Genomic DNA, 24,831 nt, shown 5'->3' on the forward strand with positions numbered 1-24,831 from the left:
AATATCGAGGCGGGATAAATAGAACAGAAAATAGATCTGTCCCCGGTTTAGCAAGGAAGTGAAGGCCAATGAACTACCGCCAACTGCTCCTCGCGGGGATACTCGGACTTCTGGCTTTTGCGCTCTGGGCGAGTCCCGAGTTCAAACAGATTGCCTCCGGGGTTGCGATCTTCCTGTTCGGAATGCTCTCGCTTGAGAACGGGTTTCGCCAATTCACCGGCGGCTTCCTGGAGAGGGTGCTGCACCGAACAACGGACACGATTCCGAAGAGTCTGGGTTTCGGCATCGTCAGCACAGCTGTCATGCAATCCAGTTCCCTTGTGTCGGTCATCACAATATCATTCCTCAGCGCCGGCCTGCTGCCCCTGATGACTGGCATCGGCATCATTTTCGGAGCCAACCTGGGCACCACAACCGGCGCATGGCTATTCGCCACCATCGGCATGAAGATGAGCCTCTCCGCCTTCGCGTTGCCGATGCTCGTCTTCGGTGTGGTGCTGAATTTCCAACGCTCCAGTGCGCTGAAAGCCTGGGAAAACCGGGACAGATCTATTTACCGGATTAATCAAACCGAGAGCTCGATGATTTCACCAACCACACCGATAAAAGAGATCTGTCCCAGTTTTCAGCAGCTCCCCCGCGAGAGAAAAATTGCTATTGGACTATGACCTCAAACTCGCCAGTTTCGCTATCCTCGATCACCTCTACATCAAACATTATATGAGAGGGATTGTCGCCCGTTGGCGGTCCGAGCGTTACACTTCGTGTCCCGAGAACACCATCACGAAATGAAGCAATCTGAAGACTCGCGGTCCGACCATCGGCTCGATCATAGTTTGCGATACCTACCTGATAGGTGCCGGCTTGCAGCTTCTCAGCTTCACAAGCGGCAAAATAGTGTTCTGGGCCATTTGCGACCGTGTTATCAACATCCAGGTACCCGGAAGTGCCCGTCATCGCCTGATAAAACACATGGGATCCAGACGGTTCATACACATGAAGGTCAACATCGCCCGCGCCATTCCATGTGAGCGTCGCAGTGAAAAACCCAGTTTCAGCTTCAAACTCTGTTTCCGGAGGTTGCAGGTTAGCAAGCTCAGTTTCGATATTCTGAACTACAGCCGCACCTAAACCGAGAGCAGGATTCAGATATATTTCCAGAAGCCCATGGCCAAGAATGTCGGTTTGCCCATTAAGGCCACCCGGGCGATTAAGGTACCCGGGGATGATATCTGTTATGCCGACCACGCTGCCGGACGCCCGCAAGGCATTAATGACGAGATCTTTGTCAGCAAGCCGATGGGGGCCATTAGTGGTTGGAGATGCTGGCGCTATGTGGACGAGATTCAGTGCTTCGTTGTCTATTTTGTCACTGGCATAACCATAAGCCGAGTTCGCGAACAGATTACCCTGTGAGTGGGCCACCATAAGGATCTGCTTACCTTCGACGATCCAGGTATCGACCCGGGACTGATGCTCTGAGTAATTAGTAATAGTGGGTGGGTTCCCAGCAAGGGAAGTCAGAGACTGGACGATCTTTGCCTGGTACCAGTTAATGAAATCGTCGCGTGTTTCAGGGAGTGTGGTCGCTAATTCAGCCAGCCTTTGCCACCATTTGCCACCACCGTTGATGATTTCGAGAGCCAGCTCATATCGGCCGGCAAGAATCTGTTCCTGCTCAAGGACGCGCTGCTCGAAAGTCTCCACAAAGTCGTCAAGACCATCTGTATAGTTGTACATCACTTCGTAGCGGATGTTCTCTCCATCGGCCCGCTCATTCCCATGAATTCTACGAAACTCATTCAGTGCTCGGTTGGCTTCGCCAATGGTTGTCTGCACTCCATTGAAAAACGCAAAGATAATTCCCGAATCCCTACAAAAATTACGTGCTTCGTAGGGCTGCGCAAACGCATTGAGAGATGTTGAGGTAATGATGAATAAAGAAATCGCAAAACTCAGAAACGTCCGTGTTGGTTTACTCACAGCTACTTCCCTCCGGCAGTGACCAGGAAGCGCCATCAAGTGCCTTGTTAAACTCCATGTACTTTTTCAGGCGACTGGCGGTGTTGAAAGTAATGGCCTCAAGATCTCTTGAAACCTCAGCAGGCTCGGATCCCGATCCAGGTACTTCAAACACCTCATAGATACAGGCTGTTGCCCGGGAAATCTTCTGGTTGGTCTGGCGTACAGCCGTGGGAGAAAGGAGGTCAGTATTCAGCACTGCCTGATTGGCTCGGGCGGCCTGATTGGCGGCACTAATGTGGGAACTCTCAGAGAAATGGTTTGAAATGTAGTCGTCTACATCATCCCGAATGCCATTGTTATCAACGTCCGCACCTTCGAGATCCGAGCCCCGAGCAAGTTTGGGAATAGCGCCGGAGTTTTCCAGTTCCTGAACAGTAGTGGGGTTGTCGTCGGTTGGGGTATCGGCGTCGCTGCTTTCGTCGTTCGAACACGCTACGAGCGCCAACACCAGGGGCAGGAAAAACAGTCCCTTATTCATTATCAGCTCCATTGAAATGTAAGGTTCGTCATTGAACCGTCGCTATAATACACATTTTGATTTGTAAGGCTCAACCGGGCGATCTGCGATCAGTTCAAGTCCCCGCCTCGCCCGAAGTCGGCGGCGCTGAGACTAGCGAGCAGCCCCGTCGTCGAGCATTTTCCCTGACTGCGGAGAGGTCAACAGAGCGGGTAAGCTGGAAAAATAATCTGGAAGTTTTAGGTCTGATCAAAGAGCAGGAATGCTAAAAGCCTTACGCTTCATTCGCCTTCCGATAGTGACCCTGATAATCAAAAATCCGTTCCTGCACCTGCCAATAATGCTTCTGCTTCCGCGCAATCACAAAATCCGGTGCCGGCAACAGGGCCTCACTCTCAAGCACTTCATCCACCCTGCTGAATACTTTCGGGGCCTGGCTGTTCGCGAAGCGGCGCCCGAACAGCTTGTTGAAAACGTTGCGCTGTGGTGGCTTGCTGAAATCAAACGACTCGGTCAGTTCCTCCCCATCTTCACCATAATAGGTGATCCTCAGTTTGCTGCCGGTTTTGGAGGCATGGGCACCTAACGTGATCCCGGCGCAGCGGATCACCATTGCATCCTTGAGTTTCAGGGCATCTCTCAGCTGATCATCCGGGTCGATGATGGCTTTGTGGCACTGGTGGCAGTTGCGGGCCGCAATATCATTTTCGCCACCGCAGTGTGGGCACTCCTTGAAACGGAAACGGTAATCGCACTGTTGGGGACGCCCGTTCTGCACGGCAGGTTCATCCCCTTCCGCAGCCCCCAGCAGCCCCTGACAACGGCGCCCGTAGTGATCGATAACACCGCCTTCGCTGTCGGTTTTGCCCCAGAAGATATTGGCAAAACCACAGCCCGGGCAGAACACCTGCACCGGCTGACTGTCGGGGCTCGGTTTCGGCTCCCCTACCTCCGGGTGATGCAGGTTTACATGGTTACCCGCGTAATCAATCACCAGGCAATCCCGTTTGCCTTCGTCCAGACGAAGACCGCGGCCCACAATCTGCTGATACAGGCTGACCGAGTCGGTAGGACGAAGAATGGCAATAAAATCCACGTGGGGCGCATCAAAGCCCGTGGTGAGCACAGACACATTCACCAGATACTTCAACTGCCGCTGTTTGAAGCGCTGAATCAGCAGATCCCGATCCTCCCGATCGGTCGCGCCGGTCACCAGGGCGGTGTGGTGCTCCGGCAGATAACCGGTGATTTCCCGCGCATGATCCACCGTGGCGGCAAAGATCATCACTCCCTTGCGCTCAACGGCCACTTCCCTCACCTGCTCAATGATGGCGCGGGTTACCCGCCGGTGTTTGCCCAGCAGCTGGTTGACGTCTTTCTCGGCGTATTCGCCAAAGCGATCCTGAGACAGCGCGGAGAAATCGTATTGCGCCACCGCCGCGTTCACCAGCTCAGGCCTCGTTAGGTACCCCCGGTTGATCATGTAGCTCAACGGCAGTTCATAAATGCAATGCACAAAAGGCTTATCCTGCTCTTCACCAGAGCCGCGGACAAAGCCCCGGTAGTGGTAGCGATAGATCCAGCCGATGGCCAGACGATAGGGTGTGGCGGTCAGCCCGAGCACTTTGAGTGAGTCATTCTGTTGCCGCAGCAGCTCGATGATCCTCTGATACTGGCTGGTTTCCTCACCGCTGACCCGATGGCACTCATCGATGATGATCAACGAGTATTCATCCTGGAACTGATTCAGGTTCGCCGATACCGACTGCACACTGGCGAAGGTCACCTGATGCCGGTTTTCCTTGCGTTTCAGTCCGGCGGAGAAAATGCCGCCCATTAACCCATAACTCTGGTATTTGGCGTGATTCTGCTCCACCAGCTCTTTTACGTGGGTCAGCACCAGAATCCTGCGCCGGGCAAGACGGGCCAACTCGGCAATGACCAGACTTTTACCGGCACCGGTTGGCAAAACAATAACGGCAGAATCATCAGATTTGCGAAAATGCCTCAACGTGGCATCAACCGCTTCCTGCTGGTAGGGCCGCAGTTTAAAAGGAGCATTCATTTTTCGGTGCTTAATCGTTTTCAGGATGAGAAGTGGGCCATACTAGCAAATGCTGTTGCCGTTACCTGTAAGCTAAACAATAAATCTGCCCCGGTTTCCCCTATGAGTAGCCCAGCCCCAGAGTTACCCACCACACCGGATCCCGCTGACAACGGGCTATCCCGACAGGAAGCCAGTGCACGCCTGGAGAAATTTGGTTACAACCGGCTGCCTGCCCCGCCGATGCCAGGTGTTGTGAAGCTTTTTGCGCAGCAATTCCTCAGCCCTTTCATTTACATCCTGCTGATCGCTTCCGCGGTTTCATTTGCACTCGGCCAGAACCCGAGCGGGATTTTCATCCTGGTCGTTCTGCTGATCAATGCAGTTATCGGCACGGTCCAGGAGTTTTCTGCCCAGAAGGCGGCAGCCGCATTGAAGCAAATGATGAAAGGTACAGCGCATGTGCTTCGGGATGGCCAGATTGTAACCGTTGAAGTCGAAGAGATCGTTCCGGGCGATGTTGTTCTGCTTGCCTCAGGCGACAAGGTACCGGCTGATATCCAGTTGCTCAGCGCCAGCAGCCTGGCGGTGGATGAGTCCATGCTGACGGGGGAATCCCTGGCGGTTGCCAAGAATGCCGATGCGGCAAGCGACGACAGCACGCCGCTGACAGAGCGCGTTGACCAGTGCTTTGCAGGAAGCATCATCACCCATGGGCGCGGACGCGGCCGGGTGATAGCTACCGCCTCGGAGACCCAGCTTGGCAAGATTGCCCAGGGAGTCACCGGCAAAACATCTGCCGAACCGCCTCTGATGATCCGGATCCGCAAGTTCACCTACCAGGTTGCCTTCGGCATTCTGGTGGCCATTGCCGCCCTGGCCGGCCTGATGATCCTGGATGGCGGTTATTCAGTGGAAGACATGATTCTCATGACCATCGGCCTTGCGGTTTCGGTGATTCCCGAGGGTCTGCCTGCCGCACTGACCGTCGCCCTCGCCATCGGCATGAGCCGGATGGCAAAGCGCAATGTGATCATCCGCAAGCTGGTGGCTGTGGAAGCCCTGGGGTCCTGCACCCTCATCTGCTCCGACAAGACCGGCACCCTGACCGTCAACGAACTCACTATTCGCAAGGTGATGCTGCCTGATGGGCGCCAGTTCGATGTCACTGGCGAGGGCGTGGCCCCGGGAGGAGAGATCACAGGCCATGCCGGAGCCCAGGTGGATACGGGCCCGGATACACTCAGGGAGCTCTGTGTCGCAGGCGTCCTCGCCAATGAAAGCCATCTGGACTACAGCGGCGGCGAGTGGGTTTCCCAGGGCGATATCGTGGACATCGCCTTCCTGGTCATGGCCAAGAAACTGGGCATGTCCATCACTGACCTGCGAACCCGGCAGGAGCAGGTGGCCCTGATCCCCTACGAGTCGGAAAAGGCGTACAGCGGTGTGGTCAACCGGATTGGCGAGCAAACCGTCATCTACGCCAAGGGCAGTCCTGAAAAGATGCTGGCCATGTGCAACCGGATGGCAACCAGTGACGGCTCTACCGTAATCGACAAACCAGCCCTCGAAATCCAGTTCACCGAACTCGCTTCCCGCGGCTATCGGATTATAGCCCTGGCGAAGAAAACCTCGTCATCCGGCGACCATGAGATGGTCGATATGATCTTTCTCGGTATGGTCGCCATGATCGACCCGCTTCGCCATGAAGCCTTTGACGCCATCGAAAAATGCCGTACCGGTGGTATTGAGGTGGCCATGGTCACGGGCGACCATCCTGCTACTGCAAAATCGATCGCCCTGGAACTGGGCCTGTGTGACGCGGACGCTCCGGTTGTCACGGGCCCAATGCTTGATGAAGCCAACGCCAGGGGCCAGGTCGCTGTCGACCAGCTCATTCGCCAGGCCCGGGTATTCGCCCGCATAGAACCCGCCAGAAAAGCCCAGATTGTGGACAGCTTCATGCGGGACGGGCATTTTGTCGCCGTCACCGGGGATGGCGTCAATGATGCACCGGCCATGCGGCAGGCCCATGCGGGGATCGCCATGGGCAAGCGCGGCACGGATGTGGCCAAGGAAACAGCGGACCTCATCGTTACCGATGATAATTTTTCCTCCATTGTCGCTGGCATCGAGCAGGGGCGGGTGGTTTACAACAATATCCGCAAGGTTATCGGGCTGCTGGTTGCCACCGGTTTCTCGGCGATCCTGCTCTTCTTCTTCTGCGTACTGGCCGGTCTGCCAATGCCCATGATCGCGGTACAGTTACTCTGGCTTAACCTGGTTGCGAACGGCTTCCAGGACGTGGCCCTGGCCTTTGAACCCAAGGAAGGCGGCGAATTGTCCGTAAAGCCGCGCTCGCCTCAGGAGCCCGTGTTCGATAAACCTATCATCGAGCATGTCCTGGTGGTGGGATCATGGATGGGTCTCGTCGCCTTCCTCAATTTCCAGTGGACGCTCGAACAGGGCCAGAGTATTGAGGAAGCCCGTAACCTGACGCTGATGCTCATGGTGCTCTTCGGCAACATTCACGCGCTGAACAGCCGCTCGGAGTTCCGCTCGCTTTTCAGTATCCCCCTGCTTCGTAACCCTTTCCTGATGCTGGCCGTTCCCCTCGCGCAACTGGCCCACATTGGCGCCATGTATACCCCGGGGCTCTCCGATGTCCTGCAGATTCAGCCGATTTCAGTGAAAGAATGGCTGCAGTTGCTCGCATTCGCCATGAGCCTTCTCGTTGTGGCGGAGCTGCACAAGATCCTGATCCGGAGGCGGCGAGCCCTTGCCGGTTAAACGGGGCACGCGCACGCTGCCTCACCTCACGGCCAGCAATAGGGCCGACCTGATCAAACCGGAAGTTCGATGATTTCCCCAGCCACACGGCCTTCGTGCACCGCCAGCCGCCCTACCGTGATCGGCAACGTAAAGCGCCGGGGCCCGGCGCCACCAGGATTGAAGTAAAGCACGCCGCCGATCCACTCGTTACGGGGTTTGTGGGAATGGCGTGGGATCACCACGCGGTAATGCCCCTGCGGATCGATGTCCAGGGTTTTGACGTCGTGGAGGATATAGAAAGCGTGGCCGAGGATTTGCAGCGGGAGGGATAATCTACCAAGCTTAAAGTAATCAAAAGCACAGCCACAGGGGAGAAACCACCATGGAAGACTTCCTTGAGCAAAGCGCCCGTCTGATGCACCAGGCCGCAGAGATTGGCAAGATCAGTCCGGATGTTGTGGAACTGCTGGCCGCCCCCGGTCGGGCCATCAGCTTTCGCATTCCACTAAAAATGGACGATGGCAGCAGTCGTGTGTTTGACGCCCACCGGGTCTGTCATACAGACGCCCTCGGCCCTACCCGGGATGGCACCCGCATCTCCCCGGATCTCAACCTTGACGAGTGCAAGGCGCTGGCCCTGGTCATGTCGATCAAGCATGCCGCAGGGCGAATTCCTGCTGGTGGTGGCAAGGGTGGCATTGCCGCTGACCCCGGCCAGCTCAGCAAGCACGAATTCGAACGGCTGTGCAGAGCCTATATCCGCTATCTAAGGCCCTCCGGCCCGGACTGTGATGTCCCCGGCGCTGACGTAGGCACCGACATGCAGAGCATGGCCTGGATGCTTGATGAGTACGAACAGATTACCGGCCGCCATTCACCAGCGGCGGTGAACGACAAGCCGCCGATTCTGGGTGGTACGCCGGGCGGTTACGAGGCCACCGGTCTCGGGGTTTTTGAAGTCTTTCAGGCAGCGGCAGAGCAGATCGGATTCAAGCTCGAGGGCGCGCGCGTGGCGATTCAGGGCTTCGGACAGGTCGGCTCAGTCGCTGCCCAGGCGTTTCACAAAGCAGGCTGCAAGGTCATTGCCATCCGCGAAATCGACAGTGGCGTCTACGCCGAGGAAGGTCTGGACATCGATGAACTTCTGAAACACCGCGAGAAAGAGGGCAGCCTGCAAAACTTCCCAGACACCCGGCCGGTCACCAACCAGGAACTGTTTTCCTGTGACTGCGATGTGCTGGTACCGGCAGCCCTGCAGGGAGTGATCACCAAAGGAGTGGCAGAAAAGGTGAAGGCGAGAATCCTCGTTGAAGCCGCCAACGCCCCCACTACCCTGGAAGCGGACGAACTGTTGCTGGATCGCGGCGTCACCATCGTACCGGACGTCCTGGCGAACGCTGGCAGCGTTCATCTTTGTCAGATGGAACGGACACAAGGGCTTTCCGACGACTATTGGGGTGCGGAAACCATCAACGAGCAACGTCGACAGCGGCTGGTTCACAGTTACCAACAGGCCACCGAGTGCGCCGAACGTCACCAACTCAAATCGGTTCGCCTGGGGGCCTGGATTAATGCGCTCAAGCGAATTGAAGAAGCCGTCATCGCCAGGGGTTGGTGCTAACGGGGAGTTGCAGGCTGCCTCAGGGTGGGCACTTCCGCCCAAGAAACTCAAGCTGATCCTTTATGGACTGAGCCAGAGCTTCACCCCGATACACGTCAAAATGCCCTACCGGATAGTGCTTCACTTCCGGGTTCGGTATTTTTTCCGCCGCTTTGGCCGCGGCATTCGCCGGGGCGACCGTATCGCGGTCGCAAATCTGCACCAGTACCGGACAGGTGACTTTGCTGGCGAGGCGGATGGGCCGGAAAAGGGGAATCGTATAACTCACGCCCGCGGCAACATAGTTCGACGCATTATCGGCCAACAAGGGAACATACCCTTCCCGGCAATCCTCAGCCGTCATCATGCCTAACTCCCCGGGACGGCCCGCCGATTCTATATACCGGGGAGACATCCCCAGTCCACGGCGAATCCAGTCTACCGTTCCATGCCAGGTCAGCCGCATCGCCTGCGTGATACCGGCATAACCGATTACGCCCAGCAGAGACGCCAGACCATCCATCATCGGGCATTGGGAGATGGTGCACTGCACGTTTCCATCCTTTGCCGCGGCAGCAATCACGAGCCCGCCAGAAAACGATGTTCCCCACAGGCAAATGCGGCTTCCGTCGATACGATCCAGCGTCCGCGCAAAATTCAGGGCCGCCAGCCAGTCAGCCACTTCCTTGCGGGGGCTCAGCGTCTGACGAGGCTGGCCATCACTTTCGCCGAAATGGCGGTAGTCAAAAGCAAAGACCGCATAACCCGCCTTGCAGAAGGCCTCCTTGAACGGTGCAAGACCACTGGCATGCGTCAGTCCAAAACCATGCGCCATCACGATACACGGCAAATTCCTGCTGTCGGCATCCGGCGTATAAAGAACACCGCGACAGGTTGTACCCTGGCTCGCGAATTCCAGTGGCATTTCGATCATGTTCATACTCCGGCTCGTTGAGAGCCTTTAATCCCTCAGTGATGTCCACCCGGCCCATGGGCGTGGCCGTGCGCCAGCTCTTCCGGATCGGCGGCGCGTACTTCGATGATTTCGATATCAAAGTTCAGGGTTTTACCGGCCATCGGATGGTTGGTGTCGACATCGGCAAACTTGTGGCCGACCTTGGCGACGATCACATGGCGGGGACCCTTCTCGGTTTGCACCTGGGCGACCATGCCCGGCTTCCAGCGTCTGGCGCCGATCAGATGCTTGATCGGCACGCGCTGCACGGCATCGGCCTTGCGCGGACCATAGGCTTTTTCCGGAGTGACGGTGACACTGAACGTATCGCCTGCCTCGCGACCTTCCAGGGCTTCTTCCAGGCCCCGGATAACGCCGCCATGGCCATGCAGGTAGGCGTTCGGCTCGCCGCCGCGGGAATTTTCAACGACGTTGCCCTGTTCATCACTGACACTGTAGTGAAACAGGACCACCTGATTCTTTGCGATTGGCATAGGGTTCTCTGCGACGGTTAAAGATTCGCCATTATATCGGGTCGCGGCGTTGACTCCAGTGGTGGCTGCGGAACACCTCCAGCTCATAGGCCTGCCTCCATTCCTGAAGGGTTTGCCAGGCAGTACTCAAAATTGCCGTGCATAGCTGAATGTTCAGGATGAAAGCCTTCCCCAACTGCCGTTTCTAGAATCAAAACGCAAAGCGGAAACCCGCCAGGGCGTACCACTGCTCCGTCCTGTCTCCGGCCGCAGCGGCGATGTCTTCGGTTTCGCCAGTCAAAAAGTGGTAGCGAACACCGATGTAGGGGGCGAATTCCCGTTTGACCTCATAGCGCAGACGCAGGTCGAGGTCAGCCCCGGTCATGCCGGATCCGATGTTCCGTTCAGGGATGTCCTGGGCCGCAAAGGCAAGTCCAGCACGAGGTTGAAAGACGAGACGCTGGGTAATGCGAAGATCGTACTCTCCTTCAACTGAAAATGTTACATCGCCATCTTCCGAAACATACAGCGAGTGATCGAGTTCGAACTGGAAGGGAGCCATACCTTGCAAGGCCAGCACATATGACCAGCGATCGTCATACTCATCAGGGTTCCACTCATTGGCATACTGGACGCCGGTCTGCACGTTCCAGAAAGGTGCGATCAGCCGGGAGTAGAGCAGATCGGTTTCGCTTTCGCCCTCGTTGGGCCCGTCGAAGACCGATTCGCCTTCCGTCTTCCACCAGAACCTGTTGAGGTCGCCGCCAGCCCATCCCTGGATCTCCCAACCCAACTGGTCAGGCTGGTCGTCATCGGTAACGCGGTATTCCAGCTGATCGAAAAGGACGAAGGCAAAGAGCTGATCGTCGGGCACCGGGTCGGGGAAATGCGCGGGTGGCTCGCTATCGGCATAATCGAACACCTCGTCCAGGGTCATGCCTGCAGGCAGCGGCGGAATTTCAAGGTCAGGAGGCGATGTCCCTTCGTGCTGCCGAGCCGATTCCTGGTGATCGGGGCGGTCAGCCGTGCTCGGCATGTCCGCCGTCTCAGGTTCATCCTGGCCAAGCGCTGGACTGGACAGTAGAAAAGTTGCAGCAATTGTCGCGGTGAGGCGAGCGTTAGGCATCAGCATCGATTGACCCTCCTTCCAGCGAACGGACCACGGCGACGGTGCGGAACATGCCCGCCTCCATGTGGTAAAGCAAATGGCAGTGGAAAGCCCACTGCCCGGGGGCATCGGCTGTGATGTCCACGGTCAGCAATTCGGAAGGCTGAACGTTGACGGTGTGTTTACGGGGGTTGGTATCGAGGTTGCCACCGGCATACAGGTCCATCCACATACCATGCAAATGAATCGGATGGCTCATCATGGTGTCGTTGATCATGTTGATTCGCAGGCGTTCACCGTACTGGAACCGGATCACATCGGATTCCGACCATTTCTTGCCATCGAAGCCCCAGATGAACTTGTGCATGTTGCCGGTCAGATGCAGATCGAACTCCCGCGTTGGCGGACGACGGAGGGGCGGACGCTCCAGTGCCCGGAGCTGGCTATAGGTCAGTACGCGCCAACCGTCGTCACCGAGGCCCGCTCCGGGGTAGTCGAGTCGTCGGTACGCCGATTGGGCCATGGTGATGCTGGAGGGGCCATGCTTGTCCGGGCCATGCTCGATGCGATTGACCAGATTTTCGGTTGGCAATTCGTCTCCTGTGGGATGCGGCATTTGCTTTTCCATGCTGGCGTGATCCATCCCTTTCATGTCCTTCATGCCTTCCATGCCACCCTTCATCATCATGCCCATATCGGCCATTGTCAGCATGGGCCGGCGGCGCTGTTCGGGTATGGCGGCTGACATGTCTTCGCGCGGTGCAAGCGTCCCACGAGTGAAACCACTCCGGTCCATAGCCTCGGCGAAAAGCGTATAAGCCTTGTCATCAGGCATGGTTACCACGACGTCGTAGGTTTCGGCGACAGCAATGCGGAACTCATCGGTTTCCACAGGCTTGGTATCCTGTCCGTCGGCCTGCACCACGGTCATCGGCACGCCTGGAATGCGGATATCGTAAAACGTCTGCGCCGAGGCATTGACGATCCGCAGACGAACCCGCTGGCCGGGCTCCGCAATAAACGTCGGGTTTTCGTCTGCCGTTTTGCCGTTCATGAGAAAGGTGTAGGTAGCGCCGGTAACGTCGGCAATGTCCGTCGGGTCCATCCGCATCCTCTGCCACGACAGCCGTTTCTCGATGACCTCCCCCAGCGTCATGCCCGTGGCCTGCATCTGATCGTCGAGGTTCGCCAGCGTTGGCCGTTGAAAGTTGTAATAGCCCTCAATCGTTTTGAGATTGCGAAATACGGTGTGGGGGTTTTCGAACGTCCAGTCTGACAGGACAACCGAATATTCAACGTCGTAATCGACCGGGTCAGGCTTGGCGGGGTCTATGATGAGTTGACCGTAGTGGCCACGCTGCTCCTGGAAACCCGAGTGGCTGTGGTACCAGTAGCTACCGTTCTGCCGCACGGGAAACCGGTAGGTAAAGGTTTCGCCTGCTGCGATACCCGCAAAGCTGATACCTGGCACGCCGTCCATGTCGAACGGGAGAAGGATGCCGTGCCAATGAATAGAGGTGGCTTCCGGTAACCGGTTGTGGACGCGAATCAGTGCGTCCTTACCTTCGGTCATGCGGATAACCGGGCCGGGGATCGAACCGTTGATGGCGATGGCCTGGCCGGGCTGGCCACCGATCAGCAGGTCACGGTTTTCCAGGTAAAGATCGATGCCATCGCCAGCGGTGGCATCGAGCTCACCAAAATCGCCTGCCCGGGCCATGTCTGAAGTTACGGCCCAGGCCGGCCGGTTCAGCAACATATAACTGGCAGCGGCTGATGCACTCGTCGCTACGAGAAACTGACGCCGCGTTATAGCCTTTGGCCGGGAAGGCGGTAATTTGTCGGTCATCGAAACCTCCTTTTATAAGCGCAGCTGATCGGCGAGATCCTGCGCATAATCCATGGATGTTGCTGCCTGCAACCGGGACCTTCCCTTCAGAGTGGCGCATCATATTCGTCTGAAAATTACACCGCCTCAACACACCTGTAACCACGGGCTGGCTGAAGTGGTCGCTCAGAACCAGGCTTCAGGTCATGGCGGTCACCAGTTCTCAGAATTCCATTCCAACATGGACAGCTGAATCGGAACTGACAAAACAACAGCTGAAGACTTTGTAATCCGGGTTCACAGAATATCCGGTGGGGCAGTCTTGGTGGAACGAACCAGTGTGCATCCAGAAACATACATTTTCAGCCAGTATAGCCGTCATTTTATCCATCAGTCCAAATTCAGGCCACGGGCGTGCATTGCATGGCTGGCTTAGCCGCCATCCGCGAGCTCCAGGGTTTCTGGCTTGATACTACGGATAGTGGTCTGCAGGCAGGACCGGCTCGGTGACCGAAAAAATAAATCTCTCCCGGTTTTCACGGTCCCGGTTTTCACGGCCTGCCGGCTGTGTGCTACGCCAAAAATTTCCGATAAAACAACAATTTTGGCCAAGCCTCTGGCATACCAGGGGAAAGTTGACGGGCATCAATTTCAATCCAACCCATAATGTTAGGCTGCTAATTATAGACAACGAATCCCGTTGAACGATCCCTCAGGAGGGAGTATGGATTTTGCCCGCCGCACGCTGTTGGGGCAGATGGCACGCCTGACTGCAGGCGCAGCGCTGATGCCATTCAGTAGCCTTGCCAATGCCGGTATCAACGCCCAGCCATCAAGGCGGGAGGGCGACGGCTCGAAGCGTTATGCCATGTTGATCGACCTGCGTCAGTGCATTGGCTGCCAGGCCTGTACCGTATCGTGCCACATCGAGAACGAAGCACCCCTGGGCAGCTTCCGCACCATTGTTTCTCAATATGAGGTGGAGAACGAGGACACCGGGGACATCGCTACCATGATGTTGCCCCGGCTGTGCAACCACTGCGAGGTACCCCCCTGTGTGCCGGTGTGCCCCGTACAGGCCACCTACCAACGCGAGGACGGCATTGTGGTGGTGGACAACGAGGCCTGCGTCGGATGTGCCTACTGTGTTCAAGCCTGCCCCTACGATGCGCGGTTCATCAACGAGTACACGCAGACCGCAGACAAGTGCACCTTCTGTGCCCACCGTCTCGACGTCGGGCTGCTGCCCGCCTGCGTGGAATCCTGCGTCGGCGGTGCGCGGATTATCGGTGATATCCGGGATCCGGACAGTCAGATCAGCCGGATGATGGCCGAACACCATGACGACCTGATGGTACTGAAGCCTGAACAGGGCACGTCTCCCCACGTGTTCTACCTGGGTATGGACGAGCGTTTTGTCACCCGTCCGCTGGCGGACCCCGCAATCTGGGATGTCCGGAACAGTGAGGGCAAGGAGATAGGGTATGAGTTTGCTGGCCACTGAAATACTCACACCACGCTACGAACTGGCCTGGTATCCCTGGGCGGTCCAGTACTTCTTCATGATCGCCATTTCCTACTCCGCGCTGATGCTGTCGCTGCCGGGGCTGGTGTTCCGCAGTGAGCGGTTCATGCCCCTGGCCCGGCTGGCATTGCTGGTGGCCGTTACCTGCACCCTGGTGGGCCCGGTGGCGCTGCTTGCAGATCTGCACCAGCCGGCACGTTTCTGGCACTTTTACGCCAACCCGGCTCCCTGGTCCTGGATGTCCATTGGCGCATTTCTGTTGCCGCCTTATGTAGTGCTGACCATTCTCTACGGCTACTTTGCCTGGCGCCCGGCGCTTAAGGCCCGGGGGGCGGAGGGGCAAGACTGGGATGCGAAACTCGCCCGGCTGCTGTGCCTGGGTAACTGGCAGACACCGCGCCTGGCGGTGATTGTGTTCGGTGTTCTGGCGGCGCTCTTTGCCTGCGGCATCATGGTCTATACCGGTGCCGAGATTGCCATCCTTGCCTCGAGGCCATTGTGGAATACCCACTGGTTACCGGTCATGTTCGTGCTCACCGGCCTGATCGCGGCCTCTGGCCTGGTCATGCTGCTGAACCGGCTGATGGCGGGTGCCAACTCAGACGTCTATCGCCAGGGGCTGAGAGTGATCCTGGTGGCTATTCTGGCTGCAGCCGTGGTTGCCGCCACCTGGTTTATCCAGGGTATTACCGGCTACAGCCCCTCCGTGCAGGCAGCACTGGAATCTGTGCGCCACAATCCGGACTGGACGGCCATTGCGGTCTGGGCACTGAGTGCCGGGGTGCTGCTGTTCCTCGCCACGGTTGCCATGTTGCGGGCGCCAGGGTGGCAACGCTGGGCCTGGCTGCTCGGCCTGCTGGCCATTCATATGGGCTGGGCATTCCGCTGGTTGGTGCTGATGGAAGTGCAGACCGTTGCCAAGAACACCGCTGGTTACTACCACCTGGCGGTGGAAGCAGGGTCCTACGGCCTGCTGGGCATTATTGGCACCTTCGGGCTGTGGCTGGCGGTGCTGCTGATTATTGACATCCTGGTGCCCTGGCGTGACGTGAACAACGCCAGAAGCGCTACCTACTGATTGACGCCGGAGTTTTACCATGGACAAGAATCGCCGTAATTTCCTGAAGGGCGCTGCAGCTGCGGGTGGCGTAGCTACCTTTGCCGCCGGCTATTCCGGCCCCCTGGAAAAAATTGGCAAGGGCCTGGTCAACGGAACCGCCGGCAAGGACACCAACCATCGGATTCATGGCAACTCCCTGGCACCGGAGTACACCGTAGATCCGGCGACCGGTAAGGTAAGCCTGAACCCGGACCAGCGCATTGCCTTCACCGTCTGCTATGGCTGCACCACCAAGTGTGGCGTGCGGGTCCGGATCGATAACAACACCGGGCAGGTGCTAAGGGTCGCGGGCAACCCCTACCACCCGCTGTCTGCCGACGACCACCTGGACGAGCAGACGCCGGTTATGGAGGCGTTGCAGAAACTCAGCAGCTTCAAGGATCAGGGCCAGCTTAACCGCTCCACTGCCTGTGCCCGCGGCAACGCCGCCATGGCCCAACTGACCAGCGAGAAGCGGGTTACGGAAGTTCTCAAGCGGGTCGGCCCACGGGGCGGCCAGCAGTGGCAGAGCATTTCCTTCGAGCAGATGCTAGACGAAGTCGTCAATGGTGGCGACCTGTTTGGTGAAGGTGCCGTGGAAGGGCTGAAGGATCTCTACGATCACGACACCCCGCTGGACCCGGAAAACCCGGAATTCGGCCCCAAGGCAAACCAGTTGCTGGTAATGGAGGCTACCGACTACGGCCGTTCATCGGTACTGAAGCGGTTCGCCATGAATGCCTTCGGTACCCGCAATTACGGGCACCACGGCTCCTACTGTGGCCTGGCTTTCCGCATGGGCTCCGGTGCCATGTATGACAACCTGGCCACCAATACCCACACCAAGCCGGACTACAACAATGCCCGCTTTGCGCTGTTTATCGGCACCGCACCAAGCCAGGCCGGCAATCCGTTCAAGCGGCAGGGCCGCCTGCTGGCGGAAGCCCGGGCCACGGGCAAACTGGAGTATGTGGTGGTTGACCCGGCGCTGAACGCGACCGCTTCGCACTCAGCCGGCGACCGCAGCCGCTGGATTCCCATTACACCGGGCACCGACACGGCCATGGCCATGGGCCTGATTCGCTGGATGCTGGAGAACGACGGCTTTGCGGCTGACTACCTGGCGATCCCTGACCAAAAAGGGGCTCAGGCCGCCGGCGAAACGGTCCACACTAACGCTACCCACCTGGTGATCGAGAACGAAGAACACCCCAACGCGGGTCGTTTCCTGCGCCTGTCGGACGTGGGCCGTGCCGAACCGGGAGCCGACGATGATGCGCCCGTAGTCTTCTCTGCCGGGGGCAGCCTGGAGAGCGCCGAGGCTCTCGAGCGCGCTGAACTCTTTGTAGAAACCGTGGTGGAAACCTCTGATGGTGAGACTCTGGTGAAAAGCTCCCTGTTCAAACTGCGTGAACAGGCCCAGAGCCATCCCATTGAGGAATACGCCGAAAACTGTGGCATACCCGCGGACACTATCCGCAAGCTGGCGGCGAAATTCGCCTCCCATGGCCGTGAGTCCGTGGCCGATACCCATGGTGGCATGATGTCCGGTACCGGCTTTTATGCTTCCTTTGGTATCAACATGCTCAACCTGCTGGCGGGCAGCGTTAACCAGAAGGGCGGCATGGCCCTCGGTGGCGGCTCCTTCAACGGTACTGGCGCGGGCCCACGGTACGATCTGGCCAACTTCCCGGGCAAACGTGGACCCAAGGGCGTGTTCCTGTCCCGGTCCCGGTTCCCCTACGAAAAGACGGCTGAGTACAAGCGTCACGTGGCCAATGGGCAATCCCCGTACCCGGCTCCGGCACCCTGGCGCACACTGGCGCCTCCACTTTTGACCGAGCACCTGATGTCCGGCCTTGAGGGCTATCCTTACCAGGCCAAGGCGCTGATCAGCTGCATGGCGAATCCGCTGTATGGTCAGGCCGGTCTTACTGCCCTGATCGAAAACAAGCTGAAGGATCCGAAACGGATTGGTCTGTTTATAGCCGTTGACGGCTTTATTAACGAAACCAACCGTTACGCCGACTACATCGTGCCGGATTCTGTGATGTACGAAGTATGGGGTTTCACTGGCGCCTGGAGCGGGACCCTGACCAAAATGACCACCGCCTGCTGGCCAGTGGTTGAGCCCCGGCAGGCGAAAACCGCCGACGGCGATCCGGTCAGCCTGGAGACGTTCTTCATTGGCGTAGCCAAGCGACTGGGGCTGCCCGGCTTTGGTGAAGGGGCCATCTCTGACAGGGAGGGCAACACCTACCCGTTGAACCGGGCGGAAGACTATTACCTTCGCGCTGGCGCAAATATTGCGCTCAGCGGTGAGCCCTTACCCGCTGCCTCCGAAGAAGACATCCTTGCTGGCGGTGTTCAGCCCCTGATGGACCGGCTACACGCACACCTCAAGCCGGAAGAAGTGGGGCCAGTGGCACACCTGTATTCCCGAGGCGGTCGCTTCGAGAAGCACAGCGCCGCCTACATGGGCGACAAGCTGGCCCACAGCTGGAAGACGCCGCTATGTGTGTATAACGAGCAGGTAGGCGCCACCAGGGACAGCTACACCGGCGAGCGGCTTACCGGAACCCCATGCTTCCAGGAAGCGAAGTTCTGGAATGGAACGCTGATGCGGGAGCACTTCCCTCAGGCCCAATGGCCGCTGCTGGCGTTCTCCTTCAAGTCCAACCTGATGAATCCGTATGCGATCGGTCTTGAGCGCTTGCGAATGATCAAGCCCTACAACCCGGTATTGCTGCACGATGACGATGCCAAACGGTTCGGGGTAGGCCATGGTGACACCATCACCATCGAAAGCCCGGGGGGCTCGGTTACCGGTGTGGCGCTGGTCTGCCAGGGGGTCCAGCGGGGCGCCATCGGTATCGAACATGGCTACGGTCACCGCGAGTTGGGTGCCTCGGACCATGTCATCGACGGTGAGCTCCACGCAGGTCACAAGTTCCTTGGGGCCGGGGTAAACCTGAACGACCTGGGCTTTGCCGACCCGACCCGTGACGGCACGGCAACCTGGCTGGAGAACGTGTCAGGCGCATCCATCCGGCAGGGCTTGCCGGTAAGGGTGGGAAAGGCGAGCTGAGTGATCACGGCGCTATCCCTGACCTGATGGAACAGGCCGGGAACCCGGTCCACGCAACCTTTGACAACCAGAAAATTCGCCATATTCCATTAGTCGAGAGAACCAAAATGAAAAAAAGGAAATTAGCGCTGTATATCGCCCTGGCCGGCGTGGTCTCAACGCCGGTAACGGCACAGAAAGTGGAAGTTCCGGATCTGGACCTGCGGGTATATGGCCATATCAACATGGCAGTAATGCACGCCGATACCGGTAACGGTTCCGAACAGTACATCGTCGATAATGATTACGCCTCAAGCCGGGTCGGTGGTGTGATCAGTACCAACCTTGAAGAGATTGATCTGACGGTTGGTGCGCATATCGAGTTTGAGTATCAGCACAACCCCTCAAATCTGGTCACCCCTGACAACCGGACGATCAAGGGCAGTTTTGACGAGCGACACCTCAACCTGTTTGCAGCGGGTCGTCTTGGCAGGGCTTCCATAGGTCAGGGGCACGGTGCCGCAGATGATTCCACGGAGATGGATCTGTCTGGTACCAAGGTTGCCTCCTTCCCGGACCTGGCGCTGGTGGGCGGTGCTTTGCCGTTTGTAGACAAGAGCGGTGATGCAACCACTGGACCAACCCTGTTCCAGTCCATCCGTAATCAGGATTTCGACGCACGCTACGATCGTTTTCGCTACGATAGTCCTGATCTCGGTCCGGTTAGTCTGGCTGTAAGCCAGGGTTACAAGAACGACATGGATATTACCGAGGTGTCTGCTGCCTATAACGAGGCTATCGAAGGGCTTGGTCGCTTGTCTGCGGCGATAGGTTATTCCACCAAGGATGTGGGTGGGTCAGCAGGCGATGTCGACACCCTTGGGGGTTCCGTATCCTGGCTCCATGGCACCGGTATCAACATGACGGTGGTTTATTCCAATATCGGGAACGACGCTGGCCGTGATTCTGATTTCAATATGTTCAAAGTGGGCTACAAGGCAGGTAGGCACTCTTTCACCATTCACCGTGCGCAGGGTAAGGATTTCAATCCGGTCATTGTTACGCCGCCCGCAGAAGAGGGACAGCCGGATACCCGTTTCACCGTTGCCGGCTCTGATGCCGAAGTCTACGGCCTGGCCTACGTTTACAGGCCCATTAAACGACTGGACGTATACGCCGCGTTCAATAACTTCTCTTTGGAGAGTGATGTGGGCAGCTACGACGACGTCAATATAGCAATGGTTGGCAGCCGCCTCCGGTTCTGATATTAAGGACGGTAAAGATATAAACCTGAGCACGAAGCATTTCCTGGGGCAAAGGAGGCAACTGAAATAGTGAAACGCAAGTGGACTAAAAATGTATTGGTGCTTGCCTTTGTCGCGGTGGGAGTTTCCGGATGCATGGACGCCAACCATGGTCGCTACGGTGTTGAGAATGCTCCCTCAAGCTTCAGCAGTGAGGGGGAACGTCTCTATTTTACCGGCACTTCAAGCTCCGGTGAGCAAATCCGTCCTGTTGGTGGGCACCACCATATGCAGATGCATGGTGGCAGTTGTGCCACTTGCCACGGTGCTGACAGGGAAGGCGGCGCAATCATGTGGCCGCGATTCTGGGTGGTGGCCCCGGCTTTAACTGGTGGGGCATTAGAGAGCGAGCACGATGACGGCCACGACCATGCATCCTATGACGAATCATCGCTTAAAAACGCCATCGTGAACGGCATCGGTCCCGATGGTGAACCACTGCACGATACGATGCCTCGTTGGCGAATGTCGGAAGAAAGCTTGAATGCGCTGGTTCACTATCTGCTCGGTGAACATTCACACTGAGCCATAGCGGAAACGTCGACGCATTTGCCCTGATGACCAGCGACTCCGACTTCACCCCACTCGTCATGCGCATTCTTGAGGCCGGACTACCCGTCTTTGGCTTTGGCGAGCGAAAAACACCCATGCCGTTCGTTAACGCCTGTTCTCAGTTCACCTACACAGCGAACCTGCGGGAGGAGCCCGAGCAACCGGATGAAACCGTCAATGGCGGCCGCCCGGAACCAAGCGAGGAAACCAAGTGGGATCGCAACCAGCTGCGGGGAGACACGGTTCTGGTTCGAACTCTGCGGACCGCGGTGGCACAAACGGCTGATGACGATGGCTGGGCGCATCCTGGCCGGGTTGGCCAGTACATTTCCAACAACAGCTCCTTCTCCCCGGTGAACTACGGCTACAAAAAACTCAGTGACCTCATCCGGGCCAGTGACTTATTCGAGATCAGCATGCGGGATAAAAACGTTTTGTACGTCAAGAGCCCATAGAGAACAAATCTGTCCCGGTTTTCGCGCACATAACACTCAGCCAAAATAATCCTGCATCCAGTCGAACAGCTTCGCAGAATCGAACTCCGAGAGGGCCATCTGTCTGAAATCGTCACCCACCTCATCCTCCATGGTCACAAACTGGTAGAGCAACAGGCCCGGCTGCTCATCATGCAGGATAAGCGTAATGCGCCGGTGGGTTCGCAGGCAGTCAATGGTCATCACGTCTGCGGGTATGCCGGCATCACGCATGCCACGACGCACTTCCACCACCGGGTTGATATGCTCATGGGCCGCCTGAATGCGGGCATGCGCATCGCTGGCCATATCGGACAGGGCCTTGAGGGGATCTTCTGACATTTTATTCAACCATTCCTGATTTCTGAACGAGACAGTTAAACACAGATCCCACACAGTATAACCCTGACGTTTCTTCTGGAAGCTGACCGCAGCCGGTGGCTGCTCAGTTTTGCGATTACACGCTGATTGCGACAATGCCTTGCTCCAGAAATCGGCCGCTCCCTGCAAAATCGACGTTCTCCGCCCTACCTCGAAAAGGCTGGATGCTATCCTGCAGTTTTATCAGCTCTGAGAGGCACCCATGGCAAAGCCAAAACGGATCTACCTCGCCGGCCCGGAAGTCTTCTTCCCGGCCACGGAACACCAGCCCATCATCGGCGAGAAAAAACGCCTGCTGCGGGAATACGGATTTGAGGGTGTGGACCCGCTGGACACGGAGCTGGCATTTTCAGACGACGAAGCAAAACCCGGGCGCGGGCAGCGGATCTACCAGGCCAACCGAGAACTGATGGACAACTGCGGTGCCATCATCGCCAACCTGACGCCCTTCCGCGGCATCAGCGCGGACCCGGGCACCGTCTTTGAGGTGGGCTACATGATCGGCCAGGGCAAGCCCGCCTTCGGATTTACCCTGGACAGCCGTCGCTACCGGGAACGGGCAGGCGCAACCGGCCTGGACAAACTGGGCCACACCATTGAGGACTTTGAGATGAGCGACAACCTGATGATCGAAGGCGGAATCAGCGATTCCGGTGGTCAGCTGTTCGTGGCAGAGCAGCCAGGCGAACACCGGTTTTTCTCGGCGGAACTGTTCCGCCACTGCGTGCGGGCGCTGACCGATGCCTGAACAAACTTCACTTCAGACCCTGTTCGACACCCTCCCCCAGACCGGCCGGGTGGAATGGATTGGCATCCGCCCCGCCCGTGGTGAGGCCATGGAGGCGCTCGACAGCGTAGCGGTCTCCCCCGGCAAAGGCCTGGAAGGTGACCGCTTCAAGGGCCGCGAGACCAGCAAGCGGCAGGTGACCCTGATCCAGAAAGAGCACCTGCACGCCATCGCCTCCTGCCTGCACCGGGAGGCCATCGCACCCGAAGTGTTCCGGCGCAACATTGTGGTGTCTGGCCTCAACCTGCTGGCCCTGAAAGGCAAGCGATGTCGCAATCAATAGAAAATAAATCTGTCCCGGTTTTCCCGTTAGGTCAAAAGCCCATAAGGCCGCTCCAGCGCAGCACGAACATCACCGATGGAGAACACCCTGGCGAATTCCGCGAATCGCTGCCCTTCAAACCACAGCTGAATAACCGGCAGAGAAAAAATACCGCGAGCCGCACATAACGGGCCGGCGGCTTCCTGGCAATCGATGTAAGCGGTTACCAGTTTTGGGAATTCTTCGCTGGCAAGCTTCTCCAGCCTGGGTTTTATGGACTGACAGACGCCGCAACTCGCTCCCCCATACAGGAGGAGCACCGCAGGGCTGGACTGAAGCAATTCCGATAAGGCCTCTTCTGAGCAGATTTTTTTCACAGTTACATCCTGATAAGCATGACCGGTTTAATCTCCAGCGCCTGGGGGGAAGGAATGAAAATAAACCTGTCCCGGTTTTCGTCCCGGTTTTCCTATCCGGACAGCGCATAGTCGATTGCCGCACATACCGCGGCAACCTGCGCGGCGTTGCATTGCCCGGGGGTCACTCTGTTGCTGTCCGGGTAGACCTCGGTGGTGGTCCTGTAGCGGGCGTTGGTCATGCTGGTGCAAAGGCCAAGCTGCGCCAGCGGATACTGAATAACGCCCCGGGCTGCCGCCGGTGAGCCGAGGATCTCGCCGTTGTCATCCGCCGGCGCGATATGGGTGATCTTTTCCACCGCGTTGATCAACGCCTGCTGGAATTCCGGCTGCGGGCTCTCCGTGTCATCCACCAGGTAGAAGCCGTCCGGAATGTCACCCGGCTCAAACGGTTTGCCATCACGGGCCGCAAGCGCCGGACGGAACTCGGTTTCGTCGGTATCGGTGGTCTCGTGCAGGTCGATGTGCAGCAGTATTGGCTCAGCTATCGAAGCGACCAGTTGCATGAGCGCCGCCGATTCCCCGGCCTGGCCGTCACCACGAAACGAGCGGTTTGGATCAATCGCGTTCGCGTTCCAGCGATGGATGCGTTCGTAAGCCCAGGGGCTGACGCAAGGCGCGACCAGCAGGTTTACAGGACCGGCATAATCCGCTGCATGTTGTTCAACGAACTGCAGCGCACCATGGACACCGCTTGTTTCATAGCCATGCACTCCGCCCGTAATCAGCACCACCGGCCGATCGGCACGCCAGTCGCGGCTGCGGATTGCCATCAGCGGATAAACGTCCGGGCCGTATTCCAGGCGGCCATACTCTTGCACGTTGAAGCGCGAACGCAGGCGCTCGACCACGCTCAATACGTCGGACTCGTAACTGCGTTGACGGGACTGCCGTGACAGCCACTCAGCACGTTCCACGTCACCCCAGGGAGTGCCGGGCGTACCGATTGGATAGGCCGCTGAAGCGGTGCTCATATCGCTTGTCTCCTTAGCAAAACCGGGACAGATCTATTTCTCAGATGCCGGCCTTCGCGGCTTACGAGCTTCAACTCTAATACCGATACGGTTTTCAATTTCATCCACGAACTTGCTGCCACCGGTCAGCTTGTTGCTATTGATCGCCGCCCGAATCAATTCATCTGACGGCGAATCATTTTCCTGCTCAACGAACTGCCGATAGGCCTCGACCCTCATCTGGTGACTGCCTGCCAGTGCCCGGAAGATGTCGGGCTCATCCAGCCAATGGCAATGCGCCCCCCCTACCAACAAAACAGGTCTGCCGACCAGCCAGGCGCTTCATCAGTTGAGGAATTGCGGTTGGTTCGACGAACACCGGGCACAATCACCCTGGCCTGTCTGGGCATCAGCTACTCCTTGCTTTTTTCGGCACAGAATCCGTTCTCCGGTTATTTTGTGTCAACCAAGCTATTGAGGTGTCGCGCATCGGTAGCCCCCTATCCTTGGCGATGGTCAGATATTCACTATAGATCGCGGATAGTGCAGACCGGCCCTCGCGACTATAGATTAATGGCGCATGAACCAGCAGAGGGTCGAGACGAATATCTTCATTTTTACGAAGGCGCTCAACTATTGCTGCCTCAGCAAGTATGAAATCGTAATCATTCAGGACCTGATCTAAAGTTTTTCTTCCCAAAATATTCAGCTCCTCATGAGCCAGTCTCGATTAGAGTGTCGATAACGCCC

24 protein-coding genes are annotated in these 24,831 nt (G+C 57.6%); 11 read left to right on the forward strand and 13 right to left on the reverse strand.

Annotation, left to right across the window (positions count from 1 at the left end):
- The first annotated feature begins 68 nt into the window (after window positions 1-68).
- On the forward strand, window positions 69-668 hold the full coding sequence (locus DIT72_RS01050) for a Na/Pi symporter (protein ID WP_228260698.1): 600 nt from the start codon (window positions 69-71) through the stop codon (window positions 666-668).
- On the opposite strand, the gene DIT72_RS01055 is transcribed toward DIT72_RS01050, so the two are convergent.
- From DIT72_RS01055 to DIT72_RS01065, 3 genes are all read right to left on the reverse strand, one after another.
- A complete protein-coding gene (locus DIT72_RS01055; protein WP_135953356.1) occupies window positions 655-1,983 on the reverse strand; it encodes a hypothetical protein in 1,329 nt (442 codons plus the stop codon). The genes DIT72_RS01050 and DIT72_RS01055 overlap by 14 nt on opposite strands.
- Window positions 1,976-2,503 (reverse strand): hypothetical protein, encoded by a 528-nt coding sequence (locus DIT72_RS01060; protein ID WP_135953357.1) that lies wholly within the window; start codon window positions 2,501-2,503, stop codon window positions 1,976-1,978. Before DIT72_RS01060 ends, DIT72_RS01055 begins: the two co-directional genes overlap by 8 nt.
- Window positions 2,504-2,756: 253 nt before the next feature.
- A complete protein-coding gene (locus tag DIT72_RS01065) occupies window positions 2,757-4,547 on the reverse strand; it encodes a DEAD/DEAH box helicase (protein WP_135953358.1) in 1,791 nt (596 codons plus the stop codon).
- Window positions 4,548-4,649: 102 nt separating this feature from the next.
- Between DIT72_RS01065 and DIT72_RS01070 the strand changes: the two genes are divergently transcribed.
- On the forward strand, window positions 4,650-7,316 hold the full coding sequence (locus tag DIT72_RS01070; protein WP_135953359.1) for a cation-translocating P-type ATPase: 2,667 nt from the start codon (window positions 4,650-4,652) through the stop codon (window positions 7,314-7,316).
- Between the two features lie 53 nt (window positions 7,317-7,369).
- Here DIT72_RS01070 and DIT72_RS18490 read toward each other — a convergent pair whose 3' ends face one another.
- Window positions 7,370-7,729 (reverse strand): metallophosphoesterase family protein, encoded by a 360-nt coding sequence (locus DIT72_RS18490; protein ID WP_323053136.1) that lies wholly within the window; start codon window positions 7,727-7,729, stop codon window positions 7,370-7,372.
- Here DIT72_RS18490 and DIT72_RS01080 point away from each other — a divergent pair.
- Entirely contained in the window at window positions 7,681-8,919 is a 1,239-nt protein-coding gene (locus DIT72_RS01080) for a Glu/Leu/Phe/Val family dehydrogenase (RefSeq protein ID WP_135953360.1), read from the forward strand. The genes DIT72_RS18490 and DIT72_RS01080 overlap by 49 nt on opposite strands.
- A gap of 19 nt (window positions 8,920-8,938) precedes the next feature.
- Here the strand turns inward: DIT72_RS01080 and DIT72_RS01085 are convergent, their stop codons facing one another.
- From DIT72_RS01085 to DIT72_RS01100, 4 genes are all read right to left on the reverse strand, one after another.
- Window positions 8,939-9,838 (reverse strand): alpha/beta hydrolase, encoded by a 900-nt coding sequence (locus tag DIT72_RS01085; protein ID WP_228260700.1) that lies wholly within the window; start codon window positions 9,836-9,838, stop codon window positions 8,939-8,941.
- A gap of 29 nt (window positions 9,839-9,867) precedes the next feature.
- On the reverse strand, window positions 9,868-10,347 hold the full coding sequence (locus DIT72_RS01090) for an FKBP-type peptidyl-prolyl cis-trans isomerase (RefSeq protein ID WP_135953361.1): 480 nt from the start codon (window positions 10,345-10,347) through the stop codon (window positions 9,868-9,870).
- Window positions 10,348-10,537: 190 nt separating this feature from the next.
- Window positions 10,538-11,458 (reverse strand): copper resistance protein B, encoded by a 921-nt coding sequence (locus DIT72_RS01095; protein ID WP_168354996.1) that lies wholly within the window; start codon window positions 11,456-11,458, stop codon window positions 10,538-10,540.
- Window positions 11,445-13,283 (reverse strand): copper resistance system multicopper oxidase, encoded by a 1,839-nt coding sequence (locus tag DIT72_RS01100; RefSeq protein WP_135953363.1) that lies wholly within the window; start codon window positions 13,281-13,283, stop codon window positions 11,445-11,447. The genes DIT72_RS01095 and DIT72_RS01100 overlap by 14 nt, the downstream gene beginning before the upstream one ends.
- Before the next feature lie 703 nt (window positions 13,284-13,986).
- Between DIT72_RS01100 and ttrB the strand changes: the two genes are divergently transcribed.
- The 6 genes from ttrB to DIT72_RS01130 all read left to right on the forward strand — a co-directional run bounded on the left by ttrB (window position 13,987) and on the right by DIT72_RS01130 (window position 21,264).
- Window positions 13,987-14,766: a tetrathionate reductase subunit TtrB gene (gene ttrB / locus DIT72_RS01105; protein ID WP_135953364.1), complete on the forward strand. Its 780-nt coding sequence runs from the start codon at window positions 13,987-13,989 to the stop codon at window positions 14,764-14,766.
- Window positions 14,747-15,865, forward strand: coding sequence for an NrfD/PsrC family molybdoenzyme membrane anchor subunit (gene nrfD / locus DIT72_RS01110; RefSeq protein WP_135953365.1), 1,119 nt, complete (start codon window positions 14,747-14,749; stop codon window positions 15,863-15,865). Before ttrB ends, nrfD begins: the two co-directional genes overlap by 20 nt.
- A 19-nt stretch (window positions 15,866-15,884) precedes the next feature.
- A complete protein-coding gene (locus DIT72_RS01115) occupies window positions 15,885-18,974 on the forward strand; it encodes a molybdopterin dinucleotide binding domain-containing protein (RefSeq protein WP_135953366.1) in 3,090 nt (1,029 codons plus the stop codon).
- A gap of 107 nt (window positions 18,975-19,081) precedes the next feature.
- A complete protein-coding gene (locus tag DIT72_RS01120; RefSeq protein WP_168354997.1) occupies window positions 19,082-20,218 on the forward strand; it encodes a porin in 1,137 nt (378 codons plus the stop codon).
- A gap of 69 nt (window positions 20,219-20,287) precedes the next feature.
- Window positions 20,288-20,782 carry a c-type cytochrome gene (locus DIT72_RS01125; RefSeq protein ID WP_228260701.1) on the forward strand — a complete coding sequence of 165 codons (495 nt, stop codon included), beginning with the start codon at window positions 20,288-20,290 and terminating at the stop codon, window positions 20,780-20,782.
- 32 nt (window positions 20,783-20,814) lie between these two features.
- Window positions 20,815-21,264: an NYN domain-containing protein gene (locus DIT72_RS01130; protein ID WP_265937487.1), complete on the forward strand. Its 450-nt coding sequence runs from the start codon at window positions 20,815-20,817 to the stop codon at window positions 21,262-21,264.
- A 36-nt stretch (window positions 21,265-21,300) separates the two neighbouring features.
- Here the strand turns inward: DIT72_RS01130 and DIT72_RS01135 are convergent, their stop codons facing one another.
- Window positions 21,301-21,624, reverse strand: a complete 324-nt coding sequence (locus DIT72_RS01135; protein ID WP_135953368.1) for a hypothetical protein — start codon at window positions 21,622-21,624, stop codon at window positions 21,301-21,303.
- Between the two features lie 241 nt (window positions 21,625-21,865).
- On the opposite strand from DIT72_RS01135, the gene DIT72_RS01140 reads away from it, so the two are divergent.
- The gene (locus DIT72_RS01140; protein WP_135953369.1) at window positions 21,866-22,411 is read left to right on the forward strand and encodes a nucleoside 2-deoxyribosyltransferase; all 546 of its coding nucleotides are present in this window, start codon (window positions 21,866-21,868) and stop codon (window positions 22,409-22,411) included.
- Window positions 22,404-22,733, forward strand: a complete 330-nt coding sequence (locus DIT72_RS01145) for an MOSC domain-containing protein (protein WP_228260702.1) — start codon at window positions 22,404-22,406, stop codon at window positions 22,731-22,733. The genes DIT72_RS01140 and DIT72_RS01145 overlap by 8 nt, the downstream gene beginning before the upstream one ends.
- Before the next feature lie 26 nt (window positions 22,734-22,759).
- On the opposite strand, the gene DIT72_RS01150 is transcribed toward DIT72_RS01145, so the two are convergent.
- The 4 genes from DIT72_RS01150 to DIT72_RS01165 form a co-directional block, all read right to left on the reverse strand.
- Window positions 22,760-23,089: a thioredoxin family protein gene (locus DIT72_RS01150; RefSeq protein ID WP_135953370.1), complete on the reverse strand. Its 330-nt coding sequence runs from the start codon at window positions 23,087-23,089 to the stop codon at window positions 22,760-22,762.
- 92 nt (window positions 23,090-23,181) lie between these two features.
- Window positions 23,182-24,102, reverse strand: a complete 921-nt coding sequence (locus tag DIT72_RS01155) for a M14 family metallopeptidase (protein WP_135953371.1) — start codon at window positions 24,100-24,102, stop codon at window positions 23,182-23,184.
- 33 nt (window positions 24,103-24,135) lie between these two features.
- Window positions 24,136-24,396, reverse strand: a complete 261-nt coding sequence (locus DIT72_RS01160) for a hypothetical protein (protein ID WP_135953372.1) — start codon at window positions 24,394-24,396, stop codon at window positions 24,136-24,138.
- A gap of 94 nt (window positions 24,397-24,490) precedes the next feature.
- Complete coding sequence (locus DIT72_RS01165) at window positions 24,491-24,781, reverse strand: hypothetical protein (protein WP_135953373.1); 291 nt, start codon at window positions 24,779-24,781, stop codon at window positions 24,491-24,493.
- Between the last annotated feature and the right edge of the window lie 50 nt (window positions 24,782-24,831).

The organism is Marinobacter orientalis, from assembly GCF_004792665.1.
Taxonomy (GTDB): domain Bacteria; phylum Pseudomonadota; class Gammaproteobacteria; order Pseudomonadales; family Oleiphilaceae; genus Marinobacter; species Marinobacter orientalis.

Bases quoted from the DNA above. Each gene is read 5' to 3' on its own strand.
- DIT72_RS01115 (WP_135953366.1), top strand. From the start codon at position 15,885: ATGGACAAGAATCGCCGTAATTTCCTGAAGGGCGCTGCAGCTGCGGGT.
- DIT72_RS01070 (WP_135953359.1), top strand. From the start codon at position 4,650: ATGAGTAGCCCAGCCCCAGAGTTACCCACCACACCGGATCCCGCTGAC.
- DIT72_RS01120 (WP_168354997.1), top strand. From the start codon at position 19,082: ATGAAAAAAAGGAAATTAGCGCTGTATATCGCCCTGGCCGGCGTGGTC.
- ttrB (WP_135953364.1), top strand. From the start codon at position 13,987: ATGGATTTTGCCCGCCGCACGCTGTTGGGGCAGATGGCACGCCTGACT.
- DIT72_RS01140 (WP_135953369.1), top strand. From the start codon at position 21,866: ATGGCAAAGCCAAAACGGATCTACCTCGCCGGCCCGGAAGTCTTCTTC.
- DIT72_RS01155 (WP_135953371.1), bottom strand. From the start codon at position 24,102: ATGAGCACCGCTTCAGCGGCCTATCCAATCGGTACGCCCGGCACTCCC.
- DIT72_RS01060 (WP_135953357.1), bottom strand. From the start codon at position 2,503: ATGAATAAGGGACTGTTTTTCCTGCCCCTGGTGTTGGCGCTCGTAGCG.
- DIT72_RS01095 (WP_168354996.1), bottom strand. From the start codon at position 11,458: ATGCTGATGCCTAACGCTCGCCTCACCGCGACAATTGCTGCAACTTTT.
- DIT72_RS01130 (WP_265937487.1), top strand. From the start codon at position 20,815: ATGACCAGCGACTCCGACTTCACCCCACTCGTCATGCGCATTCTTGAG.
- DIT72_RS01145 (WP_228260702.1), top strand. From the start codon at position 22,404: ATGCCTGAACAAACTTCACTTCAGACCCTGTTCGACACCCTCCCCCAG.
- DIT72_RS01065 (WP_135953358.1), bottom strand. From the start codon at position 4,547: ATGAATGCTCCTTTTAAACTGCGGCCCTACCAGCAGGAAGCGGTTGAT.
- nrfD (WP_135953365.1), top strand. From the start codon at position 14,747: ATGAGTTTGCTGGCCACTGAAATACTCACACCACGCTACGAACTGGCC.
- DIT72_RS01100 (WP_135953363.1), bottom strand. From the start codon at position 13,283: ATGACCGACAAATTACCGCCTTCCCGGCCAAAGGCTATAACGCGGCGT.
- DIT72_RS01050 (WP_228260698.1), top strand. From the start codon at position 69: ATGAACTACCGCCAACTGCTCCTCGCGGGGATACTCGGACTTCTGGCT.
- DIT72_RS01080 (WP_135953360.1), top strand. From the start codon at position 7,681: ATGGAAGACTTCCTTGAGCAAAGCGCCCGTCTGATGCACCAGGCCGCA.
- DIT72_RS01085 (WP_228260700.1), bottom strand. From the start codon at position 9,838: ATGAACATGATCGAAATGCCACTGGAATTCGCGAGCCAGGGTACAACC.
- DIT72_RS01135 (WP_135953368.1), bottom strand. From the start codon at position 21,624: ATGTCAGAAGATCCCCTCAAGGCCCTGTCCGATATGGCCAGCGATGCG.
- DIT72_RS01090 (WP_135953361.1), bottom strand. From the start codon at position 10,347: ATGCCAATCGCAAAGAATCAGGTGGTCCTGTTTCACTACAGTGTCAGT.